The following is a 17,264-nucleotide window of genomic DNA, read 5'->3' as shown; positions in this document are numbered from 1 at the left end:
AATGACGTGTTTTTTCCCGGGCCGCCGCTAGGATGGCCACGCCGATGAATGACGTCCAGCGCCTGGAAAAGAGTCTGCTTGGCCACATGGGCCGGGCCATCGCGGACCACCGCCTCATCGAGGACGGGGACCGCATCATGGTGGGTGTGTCCGGAGGCAAGGACTCCTACACCATGCTCTACCTGCTCAGGGAGCTGCAGCGCCGCGCGCCGGTGAAGTTCGACCTGCTCGCGGTGAACCTGGACCAGGGACATCCCGGTTTTCCGGGGCACATCCTGGAGGAGTACTTCCAGCGAGAGGGCTACGCGTACAAGCTCCTCAAGGAGGACACGTACAGCATCGTCCTGGAGAAGACGCCCCCCGGCAAGACGCAGTGCTCGGTCTGCTCGCGCATGCGGCGGGGCATCCTCTACACGGCGGCGGTGGAGCTGGGCTGCACCAAGATTGCCCTGGGCCACCACCGCGACGACCTCATCCACACGCTCCTGCTCAACATGTTCTTCGCCGGCTCCATCAAGGCGATGCCGCCCTTGCTCAAGAGCGATGATGGGCGCAACGTGGTCATCCGGCCGCTGTGCTACGCGCCGGAGAAGGACATCGCGAAGTTCGCGGAGCTGAAGGCCTTCCCCATCATCCCCTGCGATTTGTGCGGCACGCAGGAGAACCTCCAGCGCAAGCGGATGCAGCGGCTGGTGGAGGACCTGGGCAAGGAGATTCCCAACGTCCGGCAGAGCCTTCTCAACGCGATGGCCAACGTGCGGCCGTCGCACCTGCTGGACCGGGCGCTCAACCCCGACCCGCTGAACGCGAGCGAGGCGGAAGTCGCGGCGGCGCCCACTCAAGACACGCAGGACACGCAAGGGGGAGCCAGTCCATGGCTCGAGAGCAGGCAGTGAGCGCGCGCAAGGAACGTAACGCCGCGCTGGTGGAGGCGATGTTGCTGGCGGCGATGGCCGACGGCCGTGTGTCTCAGCGGGAGATGCAGACGTTGCTCAGCCGCGTGCTGGAGCGGCCGGAGTTCGAGGGCACGCGTCCCGAGGAGCTCAACGCGCTGGTGGAGACCAGCGCCGCGCGGCTGTCCGAAGCGCGCAACCTGGAGGACGTGCTCGCGTCGCTCAGGCGCAGGCTTCCGGACCACAAGAACCGGATGCTGGCCTTCGGCCTGGCGGCGGCGGTGGCGCTGGCGGACCAGCGGGCGACTCGCACGGAGCTGGGGCTGCTCAAGACGTTCCAGGCCGCGCTGGGCATCTCCGAGGACGAGGTCGCCCAGATCATCGACGTCATCGAGAACGGCGGCAGCCTGGCGGAGGCCCTGGGAGAGCCGCTGGAGCGGCTGTACGCGGAGGTCATGGTGCTGGTGAGCGCGGCGGACGGGCGGCTGAAGGAGGCCGAGGCCCGGGCGCTGGTGGAGAGCTTCGCGGCGGACCCCCTCTTCGAGAACGTCAGCCCGGAGCGCGCGCAGAACTTCGTGAGCGAGTCGGTGGCGGCGCTGTCCGCCGAGGGGCTGCCCCAGCGACTCCACGTCCTGGCGCACGGCCTGACGACGCACACCCAGCGGGTGAAGGCGTTCCGGCTGGCCACGAAAATCGCCCACGCGGGGGGCGAGCCCAGTCTGCCGGAGCAGCGCATCCTGGACATGCTCCAGGCGACGTTCGGTCTTGCTGACGACGAAGTGGCGCGACTGGGCAGGGAGGGGTAATCAGGGGGCAGAATGACCCTTCAAGTCCCTTCCACCTCCAGGCACTCCTTCCGTTTCGGTCTGCCGCCGTCCCTGGGCAACGAGACGGCGCGAGAGCGCGCGGACCGGCTGGCGGCCTTTCTCCAGAGGGCGCTGGGCAAGCTGGTGGAGGTGAGCGTCGCGTCCAGCTACGAGACGCTCGCCAAGGATTTGCTCTCCGGGCGCGCGGACGCGGCCTGGGCGCCTCCGTTCGTGTGCGCGCGGATGGAGGCCATGGGGGTGCGGGTGGTGGTGCGCGGGGTGCGCCGGGGCATGTCCTCCTACCGTTCAGCGCTGGTGTGCCGGGCGGGGGCGGGGCTGACGGTGGAGCGCCTCAAGGGCACCACGGCGGCGTGGGTGGACCGGGATTCGGTGGCGGGCTACCTGCTGCCCACGGCCTACCTGAAGGCGCAGGGTTTGGAGCCCGCGCGGGCCTTCTTCGCGCAGCACTTCACGGGCTCCTACCGGGGCGCGCTGGAGTCGGTGCTGGACGGCAAGGCGGACGTGACGAGCGTCTTCTGCCCGCCGTCTTCCACGGGGCTGACGTACGGCACGGGCGTGGAGGATGTGCTGGGGGCGGGCGCGGGGCGCCGCTTCGAGCTCATCGCCTACACGGACGAGGCGCCCAATGACGGGGTGCCGGTGGCCATGGGGCTTCAGCCGCAGCTGGTGACGGCGCTGGAGTCGTCGCTCCTGGCCTTGCAGTCCTCGCCGGACGGGGTGTCGCTGTTGAAGGACATCTTCAACGCGGAGCGCTTCGAGCCCGCGCCGCGCATGGGCTACCGCGCGCTGTACCGCGTGGCGCTCGCGAGCCTGTAGCAGGCCGTTTCACGGACGGCCGCACGGCACGTGAAGGAGTCGTTTCGCGGCTCGCGTTTGGCGCGGCGCGGCGCGCGATTTCGCGTGGGTGGCTCCGGGGAGGCGGTGCAGGATGCCGCGCATGAGCGACCTCAAGAGCTACGAAGGCGGCTGTCACTGTGGGCAGGTTCGGTACGAGGTGAAGCTGGACCTCTCCCAGCCCGCGGTGACGTGTAACTGTTCCATCTGTCAGAAGACGGGCTCCATGCTGAGCTTCACCCCGATTGCGCAGTTCACGCTGCGCTCCGGGGAGGCGGCCCTCACGGACTACCAGTTCAACAAGAAGGTCATCCACCACGTCTTCTGCTCGAAGTGTGGCGTGCGCTCCTTCGCGCGGGGCGTGGGCCCGGACGGCTCGGAGATGGCGGCCATCAACGTGCGTTGCCTGGACGGCGTCGACCTGGGCGACGTGAAGACGATGCAGTTCGACGGCAAGAACCGCTGAGCGGGTGAGTGGAACCCTCGGGCACGGGCTTCCCGTGTCCCGATGGGTCGAAGCAAGTGGGTGTCTCAGACGGGTCCGGCGTTCAACCTGGGCCCGGACTCACCCGCACCTGGCTACGAGTCTTCAGGCTCACCCTGAGGACCTGGGCGGGTCGGCACGCGCTTGGGCGCGGAACCCGTTCGGCCGGGAGGAGGCGAGGGCGCCTTGCCGGAGCCCGTGCCGCCCCTGGCCGGAGCAACCGGAGCCGGCGAGCCGCCACTGGTGCCCTGGCTTCGCGGAACAGGCGCGGCGGTCGTCGAGGAAACCGCCCCCGCGCGTCGAGGCCCCATGGGCGAGGTCGACGACGAGGACACGCTCCCCTGAGGCTTCGACGGCAAGGCCGGCGCGGAGGGCGATGAGCTCCCCGGCTTGCGCGGAGGCACTTGCGCCGCACGCGGCGCGGCCTTCTGCGCATGGTTGCCCGTGTCACCTGCCGCCGCTGCCGCCGCCGCGGCCTGCTGCCGTGCGGCGATGCGCGGGTCGTAGTGGATGACGGTGGGCTCGGCGGCGAGCCGCTCCTCCTCCAGCTCCTCCGAATACGTGTCCTGCATGAAGGCCGCGAGGTGCGCCGGCGTCGCGTGCAGTTTGTGCTGCACGAGGAACTCATCCAACGCGAGCTGGACCTCACCGGCCGACGCGAAGCGCTCGTCGCGCTTGCGCGCCAGCGCCTTGAGCACAATCGCGTCCAGCTCCTTGGGGATGTCCGACGACAGCTCCGACGGGGGAACAATCTTCGTCCCCACCACCGCCTTGAGCGTGGCGATCTCCGTGTCGCGCTTGAACAGCCGCTGGTGCGTCAACAGCTCGTAGAACACCGTCCCCAGCCCGAAGATGTCGGAGCGATGGTCCAGCGGCTCGCCCCGCGCCTGCTCCGGGGACATGTACGCGTGCTTGCCCTTGATGGTGCCGACCACCGTCTGGGAGAACTTCCCGGACGCCTTCGCCACCCCGAAGTCGATGATCTTGACGCCGCCGTTGTAGCCGACGAGCACGTTCTGCGGAGACACGTCCCGGTGGATCAACGCCAGCTTGCGGCCCGACGGGCTGCGCGCGTTGTGCGCCGCATCCAACCCCGCCGCCGCGTCCGCGATGATGCGGCACTTAAGGGCCAGCGGAATCGACAGCTTGCGCTGCTGGGCCCTGAGTCCCAGGGGCCCCACCGCTTCGCCATGCACGTACTCCATGGCGATGAAGTACTGCCCGTCCACGTCACCCAAGTCGTAAATCTGGGCGATGTTCGGGTGGTTGAGGTGCGCGGCGATGCGCCCCTCGTCGAGGAACATCTCGATGAACTCGTCGTCCTCGGACAGGTGGGGCAACAGCCGCTTCACCACCAGCAGCTTCTGGAAGCCCACCGGCCCCTTCTGCCGCGCGAGATAGACGGCGCCCATCCCGCCGATGGCGATTTTCCGCAACAGCTCGTAGCGGCCGAATGTCTCCACGTCCGCGCCAGGATAGCCGTGCCGGGGCCACGTGCGGAAGCCCGCGCCGCGTCATTTCCCCGCGACGACAGCGCCCCGCATCCAGACGGATGCGGGGCGCCATACCTCAGGGAGCGGCGGGCGGTACCTTGCACACGCTGCGGTAGCGCACCTCCACCGTCTGTCCGGGCCTCGGCACCGCCGCGCCTCCGAAGACGATGGCGTTCGCATCCTCGTCATACGTCCACTGGGCCTCCGGCACCGACTGCCCCTGCACGCGCACCGTCATCTCCGCGGCTCCCGCGGGCTCCGCCGTCAGCGGGAAGTCCGCCTGCAGGTCCCCCGCGCGCTGGATTACCGAGTCCAGCAGGGGCCGGTAGTCGCCCTCGCAGATGGACTCCGCCCGGCCGCCCGTGCCACGCGCCACCGCCACGAAGCGGTCCGCGTCACTGCCCGCCGTGGTGCAGCGACTGTCGGTGGGCACCAGCGCGTAGAGCTGGCTGCGGTGTGACATGCCCGTGCCCTTCAACGTCTGGAGGAACTGGATGTAGCTGTCCGGCACGAAGCCCGAGTTGTCGTCCTCGTCCGCCAGCACCACCACCGCCATCCTCGCCGCTGGCCGCGTGAAGCCCCAGTTGCCGTCGTTGGGCTGCGCGGTGCGCGGGTCGTCCGTCTGCTCGGACAGGGGCGCGGAGAGCGCCTGGCGCATCGTCTCCAGGCCCTGCACCAGGTTGTGGCACAGGCCCACGTCGATGTTGGCCTGGAGCCCCGCCGCCGCGTTGGGGCTGTTGCTGGAGAGCACCCGCGCGCGGGTGCCGTCCACCGGGAACAGCCGGCCCGCCTCGCCACCGTTGGCGCCACCCCCACACTGTGGCCCGCGCTGCACCAGGCCCGTGCTGGTGACACCCACGCGCACGTCCACGTTCTGCTGCCGCGCGTAGTCCAGCCAGCCGGGAATCGCCGACTTCAGGCGCTCCTGGTACGGGTCCATGGTCGTCGTGTTGGAGACCACGAAGAGCACGTCGAGCTGGCTGTCGGTGCCCTGCGTGTAGCGGTCCACCTGGATGCCCTCGTGGTTCGTCTCGCCAATCAGCGGCACCAGGAAGGGCGCGGCCTCGTTCGCGGCGCGCAGGTACATGGGCGTGTAGTGCTGACCCAGCACGTTGCGCGCGTAGTCCACCTCCAGCTCGAAGCCCTCGCCTGCCAGCAGCGTGCGCGGCTGGGTGATGGGCGTCAGCAGGGAGAACTGGGTGCTGGTGCCATTGCCGATGTCGGCGCCCGTGACGGTGACAGGCTCGCTGCACCGGTTGGCGATGTACGTCTTGCGCGGCGCCGCGGCGCAGTCGTAGCGGATGGGGCCGAAGTCCACGTAGGCGGGCGTGGCGACGAGGCAGCTCGCCTTCGACACGCCCTTGAGGGGCAATGTCACGGTGGGCGCCGCCGGGTTGTTCACCGTCAGCTTCAGTTCGCCCGTGTACTCACCCTCGGCCGAGGGCCGGAAGGCCACCATGGCGCTGAAGGCCGTGTCGTAGAGCACGACGCCACCGGTGAGCTTGCCGCCCGGCATGAAGAAGGCGCCATTCGCGTCGTTGGAGAGATGCACGTCCTTCACCGCGCACTCCGCGCGGCCCGGGTTGCGGAAGTAGAAGCCCAGCACCGCGCCTCGGCCCGGCACCACGTTGCCAAAGTCCATCACCGGCTGGGGCCGCAGCTCGTACACGCACGGTCCGCTGGTGCGCGCCCGACCCGTCAGGATGACCTCGCGCTCCGGGTTGAACACGTCGTCGGAGCGCACGCGCAGCCGCGCCTGGAAGCTGCCTTCCGACGTCGGCTCGAAGTAGACCTTCAGCTCCAGCGCGTCGTTGCCCGGCGCGATTTCCAGTCCGCCGGACTCGAACGCGGGCCACGCGCCCGCCGTCCACGGATAGCGCTGGGTGCCGCGCGTGGGCACGTCCACGCTGAACTGGGTGCTGGCGCCATCCGCCGTCACGCCCACGAAGCGCAGCGAGCCGTTGGTGCCCGCGTTGGAGATGCGGATGACCCGCTCCACCTTGCCGCCCACCGGAAGCTCTCCGAAGTCCAGCGCCACCGGCGTCACCGCCAGGGTGGGACGGCCGCCTCGCGCATCCAGGATGACCTCCGACCGCCGAGGCTTGTCGGAGGCGTAGTGCACCTTGAGGTCGCCCACGTTGGGGCCGGAGAAGCGCGCGGCGAACTCCATCTTCAGCTCCACCACCTCGCCCGGCGCCACCGTGGAGCCCTCCGGCTTGGAGAGCGGCACGAAGGCGTGGTCGCTGGTGACGAGCTGGGCGATGGTCACTGGCCGCCAGGTGATGTTGCGCGCCCGCGTGAAGGACTGCGTGCGCTCATGCACCGGAATCAGGTCGAACGGCACCGGCGCCGGGTCGAACACGAAGGCCGTGGCCACCGAGTGGCCCTTGAGGTCCACCACCGACGCGGTACACGTCTCGCACGAGCGCACCTCCAGTCGCGCGTCCATGGCGCCCAGCGCACGCGGCAGGTACTGCGTGCTCACCTTGCGCGAGGACAGGGGAGGAATGGTGATGGTGTCCGGCGTGAAGGGGTCCGGCCAGTCGCCGCGCACCGCCAGCGTCAGCGGCAGGTCCACCGGGTTGGTGATGGTGACCTCCAGGTTGCGCTCGCTGTCCACCTCCAGCGTCTCGTAGTCGAGCACCGGCGGGTCGATGATGATTTGCGTGGGCGTGCCCAGGCCCGTGACGCGCACTTGCGCCTGCGCGCCCTGGTTGGCGTCGGTGGAGACGTACACCGTCTCTTCCGTCACGCCCTCGCCGAGCGGATGGAAGCGCACGCGCACCAGATGGGATTCGCCCGGCATCACCCGGCCGCCACCTTCCGCCAGCTCCACCTCGTAAGAGGGGTTGCCGACAATGGCCAGTGCCTCGATGGCGAAGAAGGGCACATAGCCGACATTGCGGATGCGCACCTCGCGCTCCCGCCACTCGCCCACCGGCACCTCCCCGAAGTCGAGCACGTCCATGTCCACCACCGCTGTCGCATGCACCGCGCGGGTCTCATCACCCTCGTGGCAGCCGACCAGTCCGGTGGCGACGAGCACCGCCAACGCGAGGACTCGCCCCCTCAACCCCATCCCCATTGTCCGCTCCTCACCCTTCTCCCCACACGCACCCGTCTGGGTCCGGTGCGTGATCCGCCGACTTCCCCCTCTCCAATTCGCATACCAACCCGTGGGACCTAGGGTGGTGTCCTGAATTCAAGGGGTTGAGATGCGCAGTCGCCGGAGAGGGCCGTGGAGGGAACGGAGTTACCCTGGAAGGTGAAAGAGTTTTCCAGGGGTTCTGACCGGTGCGGGCCTCTTCAGCGGATGAAGTCGGCCAGTGCGCGGGCGACTTCGGCGGGCTGCTCCATATGCACGTGATGTCCCCCCGGAATCATTTGAGGGGGCGCCACGAGGGTGCGCAGGGCCAGAACCCGGCGATCCAACTTCGGAGCGTTGGGCCACAGGCCCTCCTGGCCCCGGATGAGCTGCACCGGGCAGGTGAGCGCGGCCTGGAGCGCGAGCCACTGTGCTTCGTCGTACCCTTGCGCGAAGCGGCGACGGTGTCGTGAATCGAACGTGAAGGCCACCCCCCCTTCGTACGGCTCGGTGCCGTGCTCGGCCAGATGCAAGGCGGCGGCCTCCGGCAAGGAAGGGTTGTTCTCGCGCAGGCGAGCAGCCGCGGACGCCACATCAGGGTAGCGCTTGCGATTCGGGGGCCGGCGCGAGTCATTCAGGAAACCTCGCAGCCGCTCCACCGCGACTTCGGGCGGGCCGCCGGTGGGGCCCATGCTTTCGATGAGCGACAGGCCGAGCACCCGCTCCGGCCGCACGGCCGCGTACGTCAGCGCGATGATGCCGCCCAGCGAGTGGCCCACCAGGTGCGCCTTGCCCAGCCCCAGCCCATCCAGTGCGGCCTCCATGTCCAGGAGGTGGTCACCGGACTGGTAGTGGGCCTCGGGCGGCGCGTGCGCGCTCTGTCCCATGCCCCGGAAGTCGAGCAGCGCCAGTCGCCAATGGGCGGGCACGTGCTCGATGACGCCATCGAAGCTGTGGGAGTGGTCCAGCCAGCCGTGGAGGAACAGCACGGCGGGCGCGGTGTCGGCGCCCGGGCGCCAGCGCACGTGAAGGCGCAGACCCTGGGCGTCGACGAAGCGGGATTCGAGCGAGGTGGACACGGGCGGCTCCTCCCCGTGGCCTTACCCCAGCGCGTGTCCTGTCTCTAGCGCGGCGGCGAGGGAGGCCGTGGCGGCGCCCCGGTATCGGGCTTGGACATCACCAGCGCGAGCTGCCGCGCCTGATTCTCCGTCGCACAGCGATACTCCTGGACCCTCCCGTTCTCCTTCTCGATACGGAGTACCCAGACGTCGTTTTCCTTCGTGACATTCGGCCGCTGAGACATGTGGCGGTTCCTCCCCACCCTGGGGCACAAGCACGTCTCGTGCCCGACAGCGGGTTTGGAGCCAAATGCTCGATATCCGGGCACTGCACCCCGCATGGAGAGGGTCAGGTGACAAATTTGGTTCGCCCAGGCGACAAATTTTGGATCATGACCCTGACAGTCCTTGCGTAGTACCCCAGGGCTGGGTCAGGCGAGACCTGTATCACTGAGAGGGATTGGATGTTTCAGAGGGCGTCCGGCCACTCCCAGGCGGAGCGGTAGCCCCCGGTCGTTTGAGTCCCTTCGATAAAGCGTGCGTAGAAGGGATGCGCGCTGAGGGTGGCGGAGTCGCCCACGACGAAGAGGTGTCGGCGGGCGCGGGTGAGGGCGACGTTCATCCGGCGCAAGTCGTTGAGGAAGCCGACCTGTCCCTCGCTGTTGGAGCGGGTGAGGGAGACGAGGATGGCGTCCTTCTCCCGGCCCTGGAACGCGTCCACCGTGTCCACCTCGACGTCGGGGGCGAAGGACTCCAGGCGCTCGCGCAGGCGGTGGGCCTGGGCGCTGTAGGGGGTAATCACCGCGAGCTCCCGTTGGGACAGGCCGGCCGCGAGCAGCGCGCGGGCGCGAGCTTCCACCAGGTCCGCCTCGCCCGTGTTGAAGAGGCTGCGGGTGGTGGGCTCCACCTCTTCATCGAAGCCCTTGCCCGCGGTGTCGAGGAAGAGGACGGGCGGGGCGTCCAGTTGCGTGTCGGGAGGCAGGACGTCCGCGAGCGTGCGGTCCGCGACGGACGGGTGGGCGCGCAGCGCGCCGCCGTACATCTCGCGCGAGGGGAAGTCCATGATGCGCGTGTTCATCCGGTACTGCTCGCGCAGCATGCGCTTGACGCCGTCGCCGTGGTCCGCGAGCAGCCGCTCGAAGAGGCTCACCGCGAGGCCCGCGCGGGCGGCCTCCTGGGAGAGCACGGTAGGGGGCAGCTGCTGCGGGTCTCCGGCGAGGATGACGATGGGCGCGCGCAGGAAGCCCAGGAGCGCGAGCGGCTCGGTGGCCTGGGTGGCCTCGTCGAGCAGCGCCAGGTCGAACTTCTCGCCGGAGAGCACGCTCGACTCGAGGCTCGCGAGCGTGACGCAGACGACGTCCGCGTTGGCCAGCACGGAGCGCACCGCCTTGCGCTCCAGCGCGCGGGCCTCGTCGAGCATCGCCTTGGCCTCCGTCGTGGACGAGCGCGCGTTGGAGAAGCGCTCGCGGCTGCGGCCCTGGGTGCGCTGGCGCCGCGCGTAGCCCAGCAGGGAAAACGCCTCGTCGAAGAGGTCCCTGGAGATGATGCGGTCGGGGTGCTCCTCCACGACGATGTCCAGCGTGTGTTCCTGGAGCCGGGCGGCGACGCGGGCGGGGTGGCCCACGCGAATCGCTCGCAGGCCCTGGGCCAGGCACAGGTCCAAGAGGTGGTCCACGGCGGCGTTGCTGGCGGCGGTGCACAGGAGGCGCTGGCCCCGGGCCACGGCTTGCGCGGCGACCTCCGCCAGCACGGTGGACTTGCCGGTGCCCGGCGGGCCGTGAACCAGGAAGAAGTCCTCGGCGGCGAGCGCGCGGCCCACCGCGTCCAGTTGCTCCGGGTTGAGGGGCCGGCCGGCCTCGAAGGGGCGGGGCGTGTCGCTGCGCGGGGGCTCGTTGCCCAGGAGGACCTCGCGCTTGCGGCGCTCCAGGCCCTTGTCCATCGCCTTCACGCGCTGGAGGCCGTTGCGCATCCGCTCGTAGGTGATGTCGTTGGGGACGACGTCCAGCCGCAGCAGGCCCTCGTGGACATACGGCGGAGGCGAGCGGTCGAAGGCGAGCTGGAGGCGCGTGGCGCTGGCGCGCGAGATGAGGGCCTTCGCGGGCTCGCTCACCTCGGCGCGGCGGGGGAACACGGCCACGAGGTCGCCGTTGTGGAGCCGGGAGGGCAGTCTCGCGCGATCGGCCCGGGCCAGCGTGAGCAGGACGCGGCCGCCCAGGCCGACCTCCTCCTCGACGGTCTCCAGGTCCAGGACGGACAGGCCCTGCTCCTCGCGCTCATGGAGGGACAGGCCCTCGGCGAGGGTGGCCAGGCGGGCTTTCTCGGCCTCGCGCTCGCGGGCGAGCAGTGAGCCGAGCTGGTCGAAGAAGGAGACGTCACGGGCCATGGGGCCCTGTCATGCCATCCGGGCGCGACGACGGCCAGTGTCTCGGATGGAGCCGTGTCGCGCGGTGGGCGGGCCGGTGCCCCGCGAGGGAACACCGGCCCACCCGACGTCGGGGGACGACTACGGCTGGATGAGGCCGCCGCTCACCACGAGCGCGTACAAGGCGTCGATGGCGCGCGTCGACAGGTTCGTGTCCTGGACAATCTGGTCGCCCAGCACTTCCACCGTCCAGGTGCCCTCCTCGGGCTCACGGACGAAGACGTTCTCCACGGTGTCCACCGTGTTGGACACGCCGCCGGGCGTGGAGACGTTGCCCGCGGACAGCCCGTTGTTGCCCCAGTAGATGACGCCCGACGGCGACGTCACGCGCACCGACAGGTCATTGATGCGCGCCTGCGCGGCGCCCACGGTGCCCGCCGGGTCCGTGTAGACGAGGGTGACGTTGAACTCCTTCTCACCCTGGGGCACGGCGACCGAGTAGGTGTTGATGCCCAGGGGCAGGAGGTTGTCCGTCTCGTTGATGATGCTCGTCTGCGCGGCGCGCGTGTGCAGACGCTCCAGGTCCGCGTGGCCCCAACCCTGGCGCACGCGCGTCAGGTCGCCGTTGGTGCCACCCAGCGGCCACTCGTAGCGGTTCGCCTGGTTGATCATCAGCGCCTTGGCGGTGGCCATCTTCGGGCGGCTGTCGAAGACATCCGTCCCGCCGCCGAAGCCGGCCCACACGCCCTCGTGCCACATCTGGAACAGCAGGCCGAAGTGGCCCGACGTCTGCGGCGTGGCCGCGCTGGTGCCGCTGAAGTTGTAATACGAGTTGTTGCTCGTGTTGTTGGCCGCGCGGACCGCGTCATAGAAGAACGAGAGGTCCGGCTTGATGCGACCGTCGGCCGCCGGGCCGATGCTGGCGCCGCCGTTCCACCGGTCATCCCCGGGGCTGGCGTTGTCGTAGTGGTAGAAGCCGCCCACGGAGACGATGTTCTTCGCCCACGCCTGGGGCCGCGAGTTGCGCGTGCCCGCGTTGCTCTGCGACTGGGTGCTGAGGATGGGGTGCTTGAACAGGTAGTCGTCCACCTCGGCGGAGATGGTGGTGTACGCGGTGCCCAGCGCGCTGCCCACGCTCGACGTCTGGAACACTGCGCGGTACGGGCCGGCCGGGTCCGTCAGCTCGCGGTTGATGTCGTAGCGCGACTTGGTGCCGCCGAACTGCGTGGACTGGCTGTAGAGGAAGAAGATGCCCTGACCGTCGGGCAGGAGGCCCCGCGCGTTGGCGTCCACGCCCCTGGCGAAGTTGATGCTGTAGCAGCTCGTGCCGTGCGCGCTGCCGGCGCTGGACGTGCTGTGGATGAGGGGGGGAGTGGCCCACTCCTGGTGGGTCGTGCGCAGCTCGGTGTCGAAGATTTCCCCGCGCACTCCCTGGCCGGTCCAGGTCTCGTACTTCTCCAGGTAGTTGGCGCCGCCCACCTCGCGCACGTTGTTCATGTCCACTTCACCCGGCCCACCCCAGCGGTCGATGTATTGCACCGCATTGGAGCGCACCAGCCGCTCGAGCTGGGGCTGGGTGAGCGTGGCCTCCAGGCGCAGGCCTCCCGCCTCGATGAGCTCCACCGTGCCGCCCAGCTTGCGCACCGCTTCGGCGACCTCTCCCTGCCGCGCCGCGCCGCGCTCGCCCACCATGATGGAGTAGCGCTGCGGCTCCAGTCGCGCCGCGCGCCCCGTCAGGGCATCGCGCAGCACGCCCTCCACGCGGTACTCGGGATGGTACGGCCCCACCCAGCGCACGAAGGGCAGCTCCGTCACGCGCTTGCGGGTGTCCGCGCTCATCTCCACCAGGAACGTGTGGTCCGTGAGGAAGCGCAGCACCTTGCCTCCCTCGCGCTCCAGCGCCTCACGCAGCTCCGGCAGCGGCGTGGCCTGGAGCTGCACGAGCGACAGCGTGTTCTCCGCGTCCGCTGCGAGGAGGCCCGCCACCAGGGGCACCGCCTCGCGCAGCGGGTCGAAGCGCGCGTGCTCCAGGCGCACCTGGTACGTCGTGGGCTGCGCGCGGCCCACCAGCTCCGTGCCGCCCCGGCTGTAGGCGAAGAAGTCCTGGCGCTGTCCGTCCGCGCCTTCCTCCTCCCAGACGTGCAACTGCAGCTGCGTCTTGGGGACCGCCAGCGTCCTCAGCGCATGGATGGTGTTGTCCGTGCGGTGGAAGACGCGGCCTGTCCCCGTGACGAGCGCGTGACGTCCGCTCACAGAGGCCGAGAGGCCCGTGGCGGGCCGCGCCGCGCTCGCGGCCAGCGTGTCGACGATGCGCGCGGGAAGCGCCGCGCCGCGCTCGACTCCCGCGCGTGACGGCTGCTTCGACGCCGCGAGCACCGGCAGCGGTGCGAGGAGGCCCCAGCCCAGGGCCATGACAGAGAGCCGACGCCAGCGTCCCGCATACGACGAGAAGGGGGTTTCCATTCGGTGTCTCCTGTTCGGGTTGCGCTTCGTGCTGCTCCCGCCGCCTGCTGCTCCAGTCCGAGCGGCGGATTACGACAGCTCTTGAATTTGTGTAATTCGAGACTTAATTGTTAATCCGGACAATCGAGCCGAATCAACACAATCGGGGTGGCGGGCGTGTGAGCTGTGCAAAGCCACACAGCGCGCGGAGCGTCGGGTAGACGTGCGCGCTAGAGGTGCCGTGCTCTCGGAGGTCGCCCTCACCGGAGCCCGCGTGCCGAGCGTCAGCCGAGGCTCGGGCGTCGCGTCGGGAGGGGCTCCGTCATGGAACTCATCCTCTTCATCGGGTTACAGGCCTCCGGCAAGAGCCGCTTCTTCCAGCGCCGCTTCGCGGACACGCACGTGCTGGTGAGCAAGGACCTGTGGCCGCATGCGCGGCGCAAGGAGGCCCGGCAGCGCAGGCTCATCGTCGAGGCCCTGAGCGCGGGGCGCTCGGTGGTGGTGGACAACACGCACCCCACGCTGGAGCAGCGCGCGCCGCTCATCGCCCTGGGGCACGAGCAGGGTGCGCGAGTGCTCGGCTTCTATTTCGAGTCGCGGCTCGCGGACTGCCTGGCACGGAACGCGAAGCGAGAGGGCCGTGCCAGGGTGCCGGAGGTGGCGCTGTACGCCACGGTGAAGTGCCTGCGGCGGCCGAGCATCGAGGAAGGTTTCGATTCGCTGTCCCACGTGAAGTGGGCCGCCGACGGCGGCTTCATCGTCGAGGACTGGAAGGAGGAGCGAGATGTGGGACCCGGATGAGCTGGCCCAGCGGATGCGACGAGGCGAGATGTTCCATGACCTGCGCCTCCTGCCTGGAGCGTGGGCGGTGGTGCGCGTGGATGGACGTGGTTTCTCCCGCTTCACGCAGGAGCGCTTCGAGAAGCCCTTCGACCCGCTCTTCCACCGGCTGATGGTCCGCACGGCCAGCGCGTTGCTGGAGGAGCTCCAGGGCGCGTACGCGTACACGCAGAGCGACGAAATCTCCGTGCTCTTCCGGCCGGACTGGTCGCTGTACGACCGCGAGGTGGAGAAGCTGGTGTCGCTGTCCGCGGGCCTCGCGAGCGCCACCTTCACGCACGCGCTGGGCGTTCCGGCCGTGTTCGATGGGCGCGTGTGGCTGGGCGCGGATGAGCGCTCGGTGCTGGACTACTTCGCGTGGCGCCAGGCGGATGGCACGCGGTGTTCGCTGCACGGCTGGTGTTACTGGACGCTGCGCAAGGAGGGGCTGAGCGCGGCGCAGGCCACGCGCGAGCTGGACGGGCGCCCGGTGTCCTTCAAGCACGAGCTGCTCTTCCAGCGGGGCATCAACTTCAACGAGCTGGCGCTCTGGCAGCGCCGGGGCTCGGCCATCCGCTGGGAGCACTACACGAAGGAAGGCGTGGACCCTCGCGATGGCTCACGCCACCTGACGACCCGCCGCCGGCTCGGGGTGGACTCGGAGCTTCCGATGAAGGAGGCGTACGAGCGGTATCTGCGCGAGGTGCTCGCCGCGCCCCCCGTGGAGGCGCGCTAGCCGGAGGTGCTGGACTCCAGCGCCATCACCCGCCACAGCCGGGGCTTGTCGTACTTGGGCGGAATCATGCCCACCGGCCAGCCCTCGGCCGTGACTTCCGCGTACTGGTAGGTGCGCCCACCGTGGCGCATGCGGGTGCCCGTGCCCGGCAGGCCCACGCCCACCGCCGCGTGGGCCAGCGGGTCCGAGTAGAGAATCACCGCGTCGATGCCCACCTGCCGCAGCAGCATCACCGCGAGCACCGCCTTGGAGTCGCAGTCGCCCTTGTTGCGAGCGGGCACCAGCGCGGGGGGGATGATGCCGAAGGGCTCGTCCAGGGGCAGCTCGTACTGGATGCGCTGCACGAAGTTGAGGATGAGCTGCGCGGCCTGCGCGGAGTCCAGGTTCCGCTCGCGCACGGACGTAACGAAGCGCTCGCCCAGCGCCTTCACCGGCCCCTCGTTGCTGCGGATCAGCTCCTCGTAGATGCACCGCATGTCGGCCGAGCAGCCGCGCGGCGGCTGATACGTGAAGCGCTCACCGCCGAGGGAGCGGTAGCGAAGCCTGCGCCCGAAGACCTTGTGCTGGTCCTCCAGCCACGCGTCCAGCGTGTCGCCCAGGCCGTACGTCAGCCGGTTCCCGGGGGGATGGATGCTCTCCGCGTTCCAGTCATACGTGCGCGCGCGCGACAGTGATGTGTCGGCGGGGATGAGCACGGTGCCCAGCTCCACCGCGCCCTCGCCCACGGGCGGGACAGGCACGTTCGAGCGCACGTTCATGTCCGCCAACTGGCCCATCATCCCCAGGCCACAGCAGCACAGGCAGCTCCCCACGCCGAGCAGGGCGAGGAGCAGCTTGAAGGCCATCTTCATGCCGGAGCTGGTGGACATGGGCTCGACGACGCCCTCCCGCTATCCGGGAGCGACCATCGTCCCCTCGGGAAGCTGGGGGAAGGGGATGAGCCCGTTGAGGGCGGCCTGGAGCCCCGGCGCCGTCAGCAGCGCGAGGACGAGGAGGATGGCGGAGAGGATGAGCGCGGCGGCGATGTTGCCCTTGCGCACCTCGGCCAGCTCATCGATGCCGGGTGTCATCCTGTCAAACAGGAGGATGCCCAGCGCGAGCACCGCGACGCCGACTCCCAGCGACAGGCCCACGTGCAACGCGGCCACCGCGAGCAGCTTGCCCGCCATCATCGGATGGAAGGGCTGGGTGCGCACGGTGAGGTCCACCGCGTCGGAGGTGGCCTGCACCGCGTGTTGCACGAGCATGCCCAGCGACACGAGGCTGGTGGCGTGGACGATGCCGGCGGCGGTGTTGCCCTGGCGCAGCTCCTCCACCGGATTGGTGCCGAGGATGCGGCTCAGGCCGCGCAGCGCGAGCCAGATGCCCAGCGCGGCGACGAGGCCGCCCAGTACGACTTTGACGAGACCGACGAGGAAGAGGGCGAGGTCCATGCGGAGCACTTCCGGCGCCATGGGAGCGCCGGTGGCCGCACTCTACACCCGTCGTCCCCGGCTCACCCGTACTTGAGGCCGGGGATGAGCGCGCCGGACGTCCAGCCTCGGCCATTGGCGTTGAAGATGCCCACACCGTACGCGGAGCCTCGCGCTTCAATAGTACGCCCGTCGCCCAGGCTGATGGCCACGTGGCCGGGCCGGTACAGCAGCGCGCCGCGCGTGCGCAGGGCCTCGTCGACGGAGATGGTGGTGCCCTTCTGCTTGAAGTACGGCACCTGGTTCATCGTGCCGTCGGGGACGGAGACGCCCGCCTGGTGTGCGGCCCACTGCACCAGCTCCGAGCAGTCGAACTTGGACGGGTTGGGGTCGTTCAGGTTTGTCTCCGCGCCGAAGACATACCGGTCTCCCTTCTGCGCGAGCGCCTTCTGGACGAACGCCTCCGCGGTGCCCTTCGTCCCTGGCTGCGGCTTGGGTGGAGGCTTCACGCCCCCCGCGTTCAGCGCGCCCCAGGTCTTCGGGCCGACGATTCCGTCCTGTTTCAGGCCCTTCGCCTTCTGGAAGGAAAGCACCGCGGCGCGCGTCTTCGGCCCGAAGTCCCCGTCGATGGGGCCTGGGTTGAAGCCCGCGGCGGCCAGCTTCTTCTGAAGCGTTGTCACCGTCGCGCCCTTGGAGCCCTGACGCACGGTGGGAGGCGTGGCTGCCGCGGCGGTGGTGGCGGTGGCGACTCGGCGCGAACCCGCACTGGACACAGTCGACATGAGGGGGACCCCGCTTAATGAGTAAAGACGGTTTCCC

Annotated in this window: 15 protein-coding genes; 6 read left to right on the top strand and 9 right to left on the bottom strand. The window is 69.6% G+C overall.

What is annotated here, in order from left to right; translation table 11 throughout:
• Positions 1 to 32: 32 nt before the first annotated feature.
• The 4 genes from ttcA (at position 33) to HUA74_RS31965 (ending at position 3,020) form a co-directional block, all read left to right on the top strand.
• The gene (ttcA, locus tag HUA74_RS31980; RefSeq protein ID WP_174457573.1) at positions 33 to 896 is read left to right on the top strand and encodes a tRNA 2-thiocytidine(32) synthetase TtcA; all 864 of its coding nucleotides are present in this window, start codon (positions 33 to 35) and stop codon (positions 894 to 896) included.
• Positions 875 to 1,699: a TerB family tellurite resistance protein gene (locus HUA74_RS31975; protein WP_141645938.1), complete on the top strand. Its 825-nt coding sequence runs from the start codon at positions 875 to 877 to the stop codon at positions 1,697 to 1,699. The genes ttcA and HUA74_RS31975 overlap by 22 nt, the downstream gene beginning before the upstream one ends.
• A 12-nt stretch (positions 1,700 to 1,711) precedes the next feature.
• Complete coding sequence (locus HUA74_RS31970) at positions 1,712 to 2,536, top strand: phosphate/phosphite/phosphonate ABC transporter substrate-binding protein (protein WP_174457572.1); 825 nt, start codon at positions 1,712 to 1,714, stop codon at positions 2,534 to 2,536.
• Positions 2,537 to 2,657: 121 nt separating this feature from the next.
• Positions 2,658 to 3,020, top strand: a complete 363-nt coding sequence (locus tag HUA74_RS31965; RefSeq protein WP_174457571.1) for a GFA family protein — start codon at positions 2,658 to 2,660, stop codon at positions 3,018 to 3,020.
• A gap of 113 nt (positions 3,021 to 3,133) precedes the next feature.
• On the opposite strand, the gene HUA74_RS31960 is transcribed toward HUA74_RS31965, so the two are convergent.
• The 6 genes from HUA74_RS31960 to HUA74_RS31935 form a co-directional block, all read right to left on the bottom strand.
• A complete protein-coding gene (locus HUA74_RS31960; RefSeq protein WP_246137676.1) occupies positions 3,134 to 4,501 on the bottom strand; it encodes a serine/threonine-protein kinase in 1,368 nt (455 codons plus the stop codon).
• Between the two features lie 106 nt (positions 4,502 to 4,607).
• Positions 4,608 to 7,616, bottom strand: coding sequence for a choice-of-anchor D domain-containing protein (locus HUA74_RS31955; RefSeq protein ID WP_174457570.1), 3,009 nt, complete (start codon positions 7,614 to 7,616; stop codon positions 4,608 to 4,610).
• A gap of 221 nt (positions 7,617 to 7,837) precedes the next feature.
• A complete protein-coding gene (locus HUA74_RS31950) occupies positions 7,838 to 8,695 on the bottom strand; it encodes an alpha/beta hydrolase (protein WP_174457569.1) in 858 nt (285 codons plus the stop codon).
• Between the two features lie 44 nt (positions 8,696 to 8,739).
• Positions 8,740 to 8,919, bottom strand: coding sequence for a hypothetical protein (locus HUA74_RS31945; protein WP_141647550.1), 180 nt, complete (start codon positions 8,917 to 8,919; stop codon positions 8,740 to 8,742).
• Positions 8,920 to 9,143: 224 nt separating this feature from the next.
• Positions 9,144 to 11,057, bottom strand: a complete 1,914-nt coding sequence (locus HUA74_RS31940; protein WP_174457568.1) for an AAA domain-containing protein — start codon at positions 11,055 to 11,057, stop codon at positions 9,144 to 9,146.
• A gap of 120 nt (positions 11,058 to 11,177) precedes the next feature.
• Positions 11,178 to 13,499: a S8 family serine peptidase gene (locus tag HUA74_RS31935; RefSeq protein ID WP_174457567.1), complete on the bottom strand. Its 2,322-nt coding sequence runs from the start codon at positions 13,497 to 13,499 to the stop codon at positions 11,178 to 11,180.
• Between the two features lie 303 nt (positions 13,500 to 13,802).
• On the opposite strand from HUA74_RS31935, the gene HUA74_RS31930 reads away from it, so the two are divergent.
• Complete coding sequence (locus HUA74_RS31930) at positions 13,803 to 14,279, top strand: ATP-binding protein (RefSeq protein ID WP_174457566.1); 477 nt, start codon at positions 13,803 to 13,805, stop codon at positions 14,277 to 14,279.
• Positions 14,263 to 15,033, top strand: coding sequence for a tRNA(His) guanylyltransferase Thg1 family protein (locus tag HUA74_RS31925; RefSeq protein ID WP_174457565.1), 771 nt, complete (start codon positions 14,263 to 14,265; stop codon positions 15,031 to 15,033). The genes HUA74_RS31930 and HUA74_RS31925 overlap by 17 nt, the downstream gene beginning before the upstream one ends.
• Here HUA74_RS31925 and HUA74_RS31920 read toward each other — a convergent pair.
• From HUA74_RS31920 to HUA74_RS46715, 3 genes are all read right to left on the bottom strand, one after another.
• Positions 15,030 to 15,902 (bottom strand): transglutaminase-like domain-containing protein, encoded by an 873-nt coding sequence (locus HUA74_RS31920; protein ID WP_254625332.1) that lies wholly within the window; start codon positions 15,900 to 15,902, stop codon positions 15,030 to 15,032. The genes HUA74_RS31925 and HUA74_RS31920 overlap by 4 nt on opposite strands.
• Positions 15,903 to 15,923: 21 nt before the next feature.
• On the bottom strand, positions 15,924 to 16,466 hold the full coding sequence (locus HUA74_RS31915; RefSeq protein ID WP_141647555.1) for a DUF350 domain-containing protein: 543 nt from the start codon (positions 16,464 to 16,466) through the stop codon (positions 15,924 to 15,926).
• A 62-nt stretch (positions 16,467 to 16,528) separates the two neighbouring features.
• Positions 16,529 to 17,227 (bottom strand): peptidoglycan-binding protein, encoded by a 699-nt coding sequence (locus tag HUA74_RS46715; RefSeq protein ID WP_217442055.1) that lies wholly within the window; start codon positions 17,225 to 17,227, stop codon positions 16,529 to 16,531.
• Positions 17,228 to 17,264 lie beyond the last annotated feature (37 nt).

Origin of the sequence: Myxococcus sp. CA051A (assembly GCF_013336705.1) — a bacterium.
GTDB classification, from domain to species: domain Bacteria; phylum Myxococcota; class Myxococcia; order Myxococcales; family Myxococcaceae; genus Myxococcus; species Myxococcus llanfairpwllgwyngyllgogerychwyrndrobwllllantysiliogogogochensis.
Note: the sequence above shows the minus strand (reverse complement) of the source record. Positions and strands in the feature narration are given on the sequence as shown.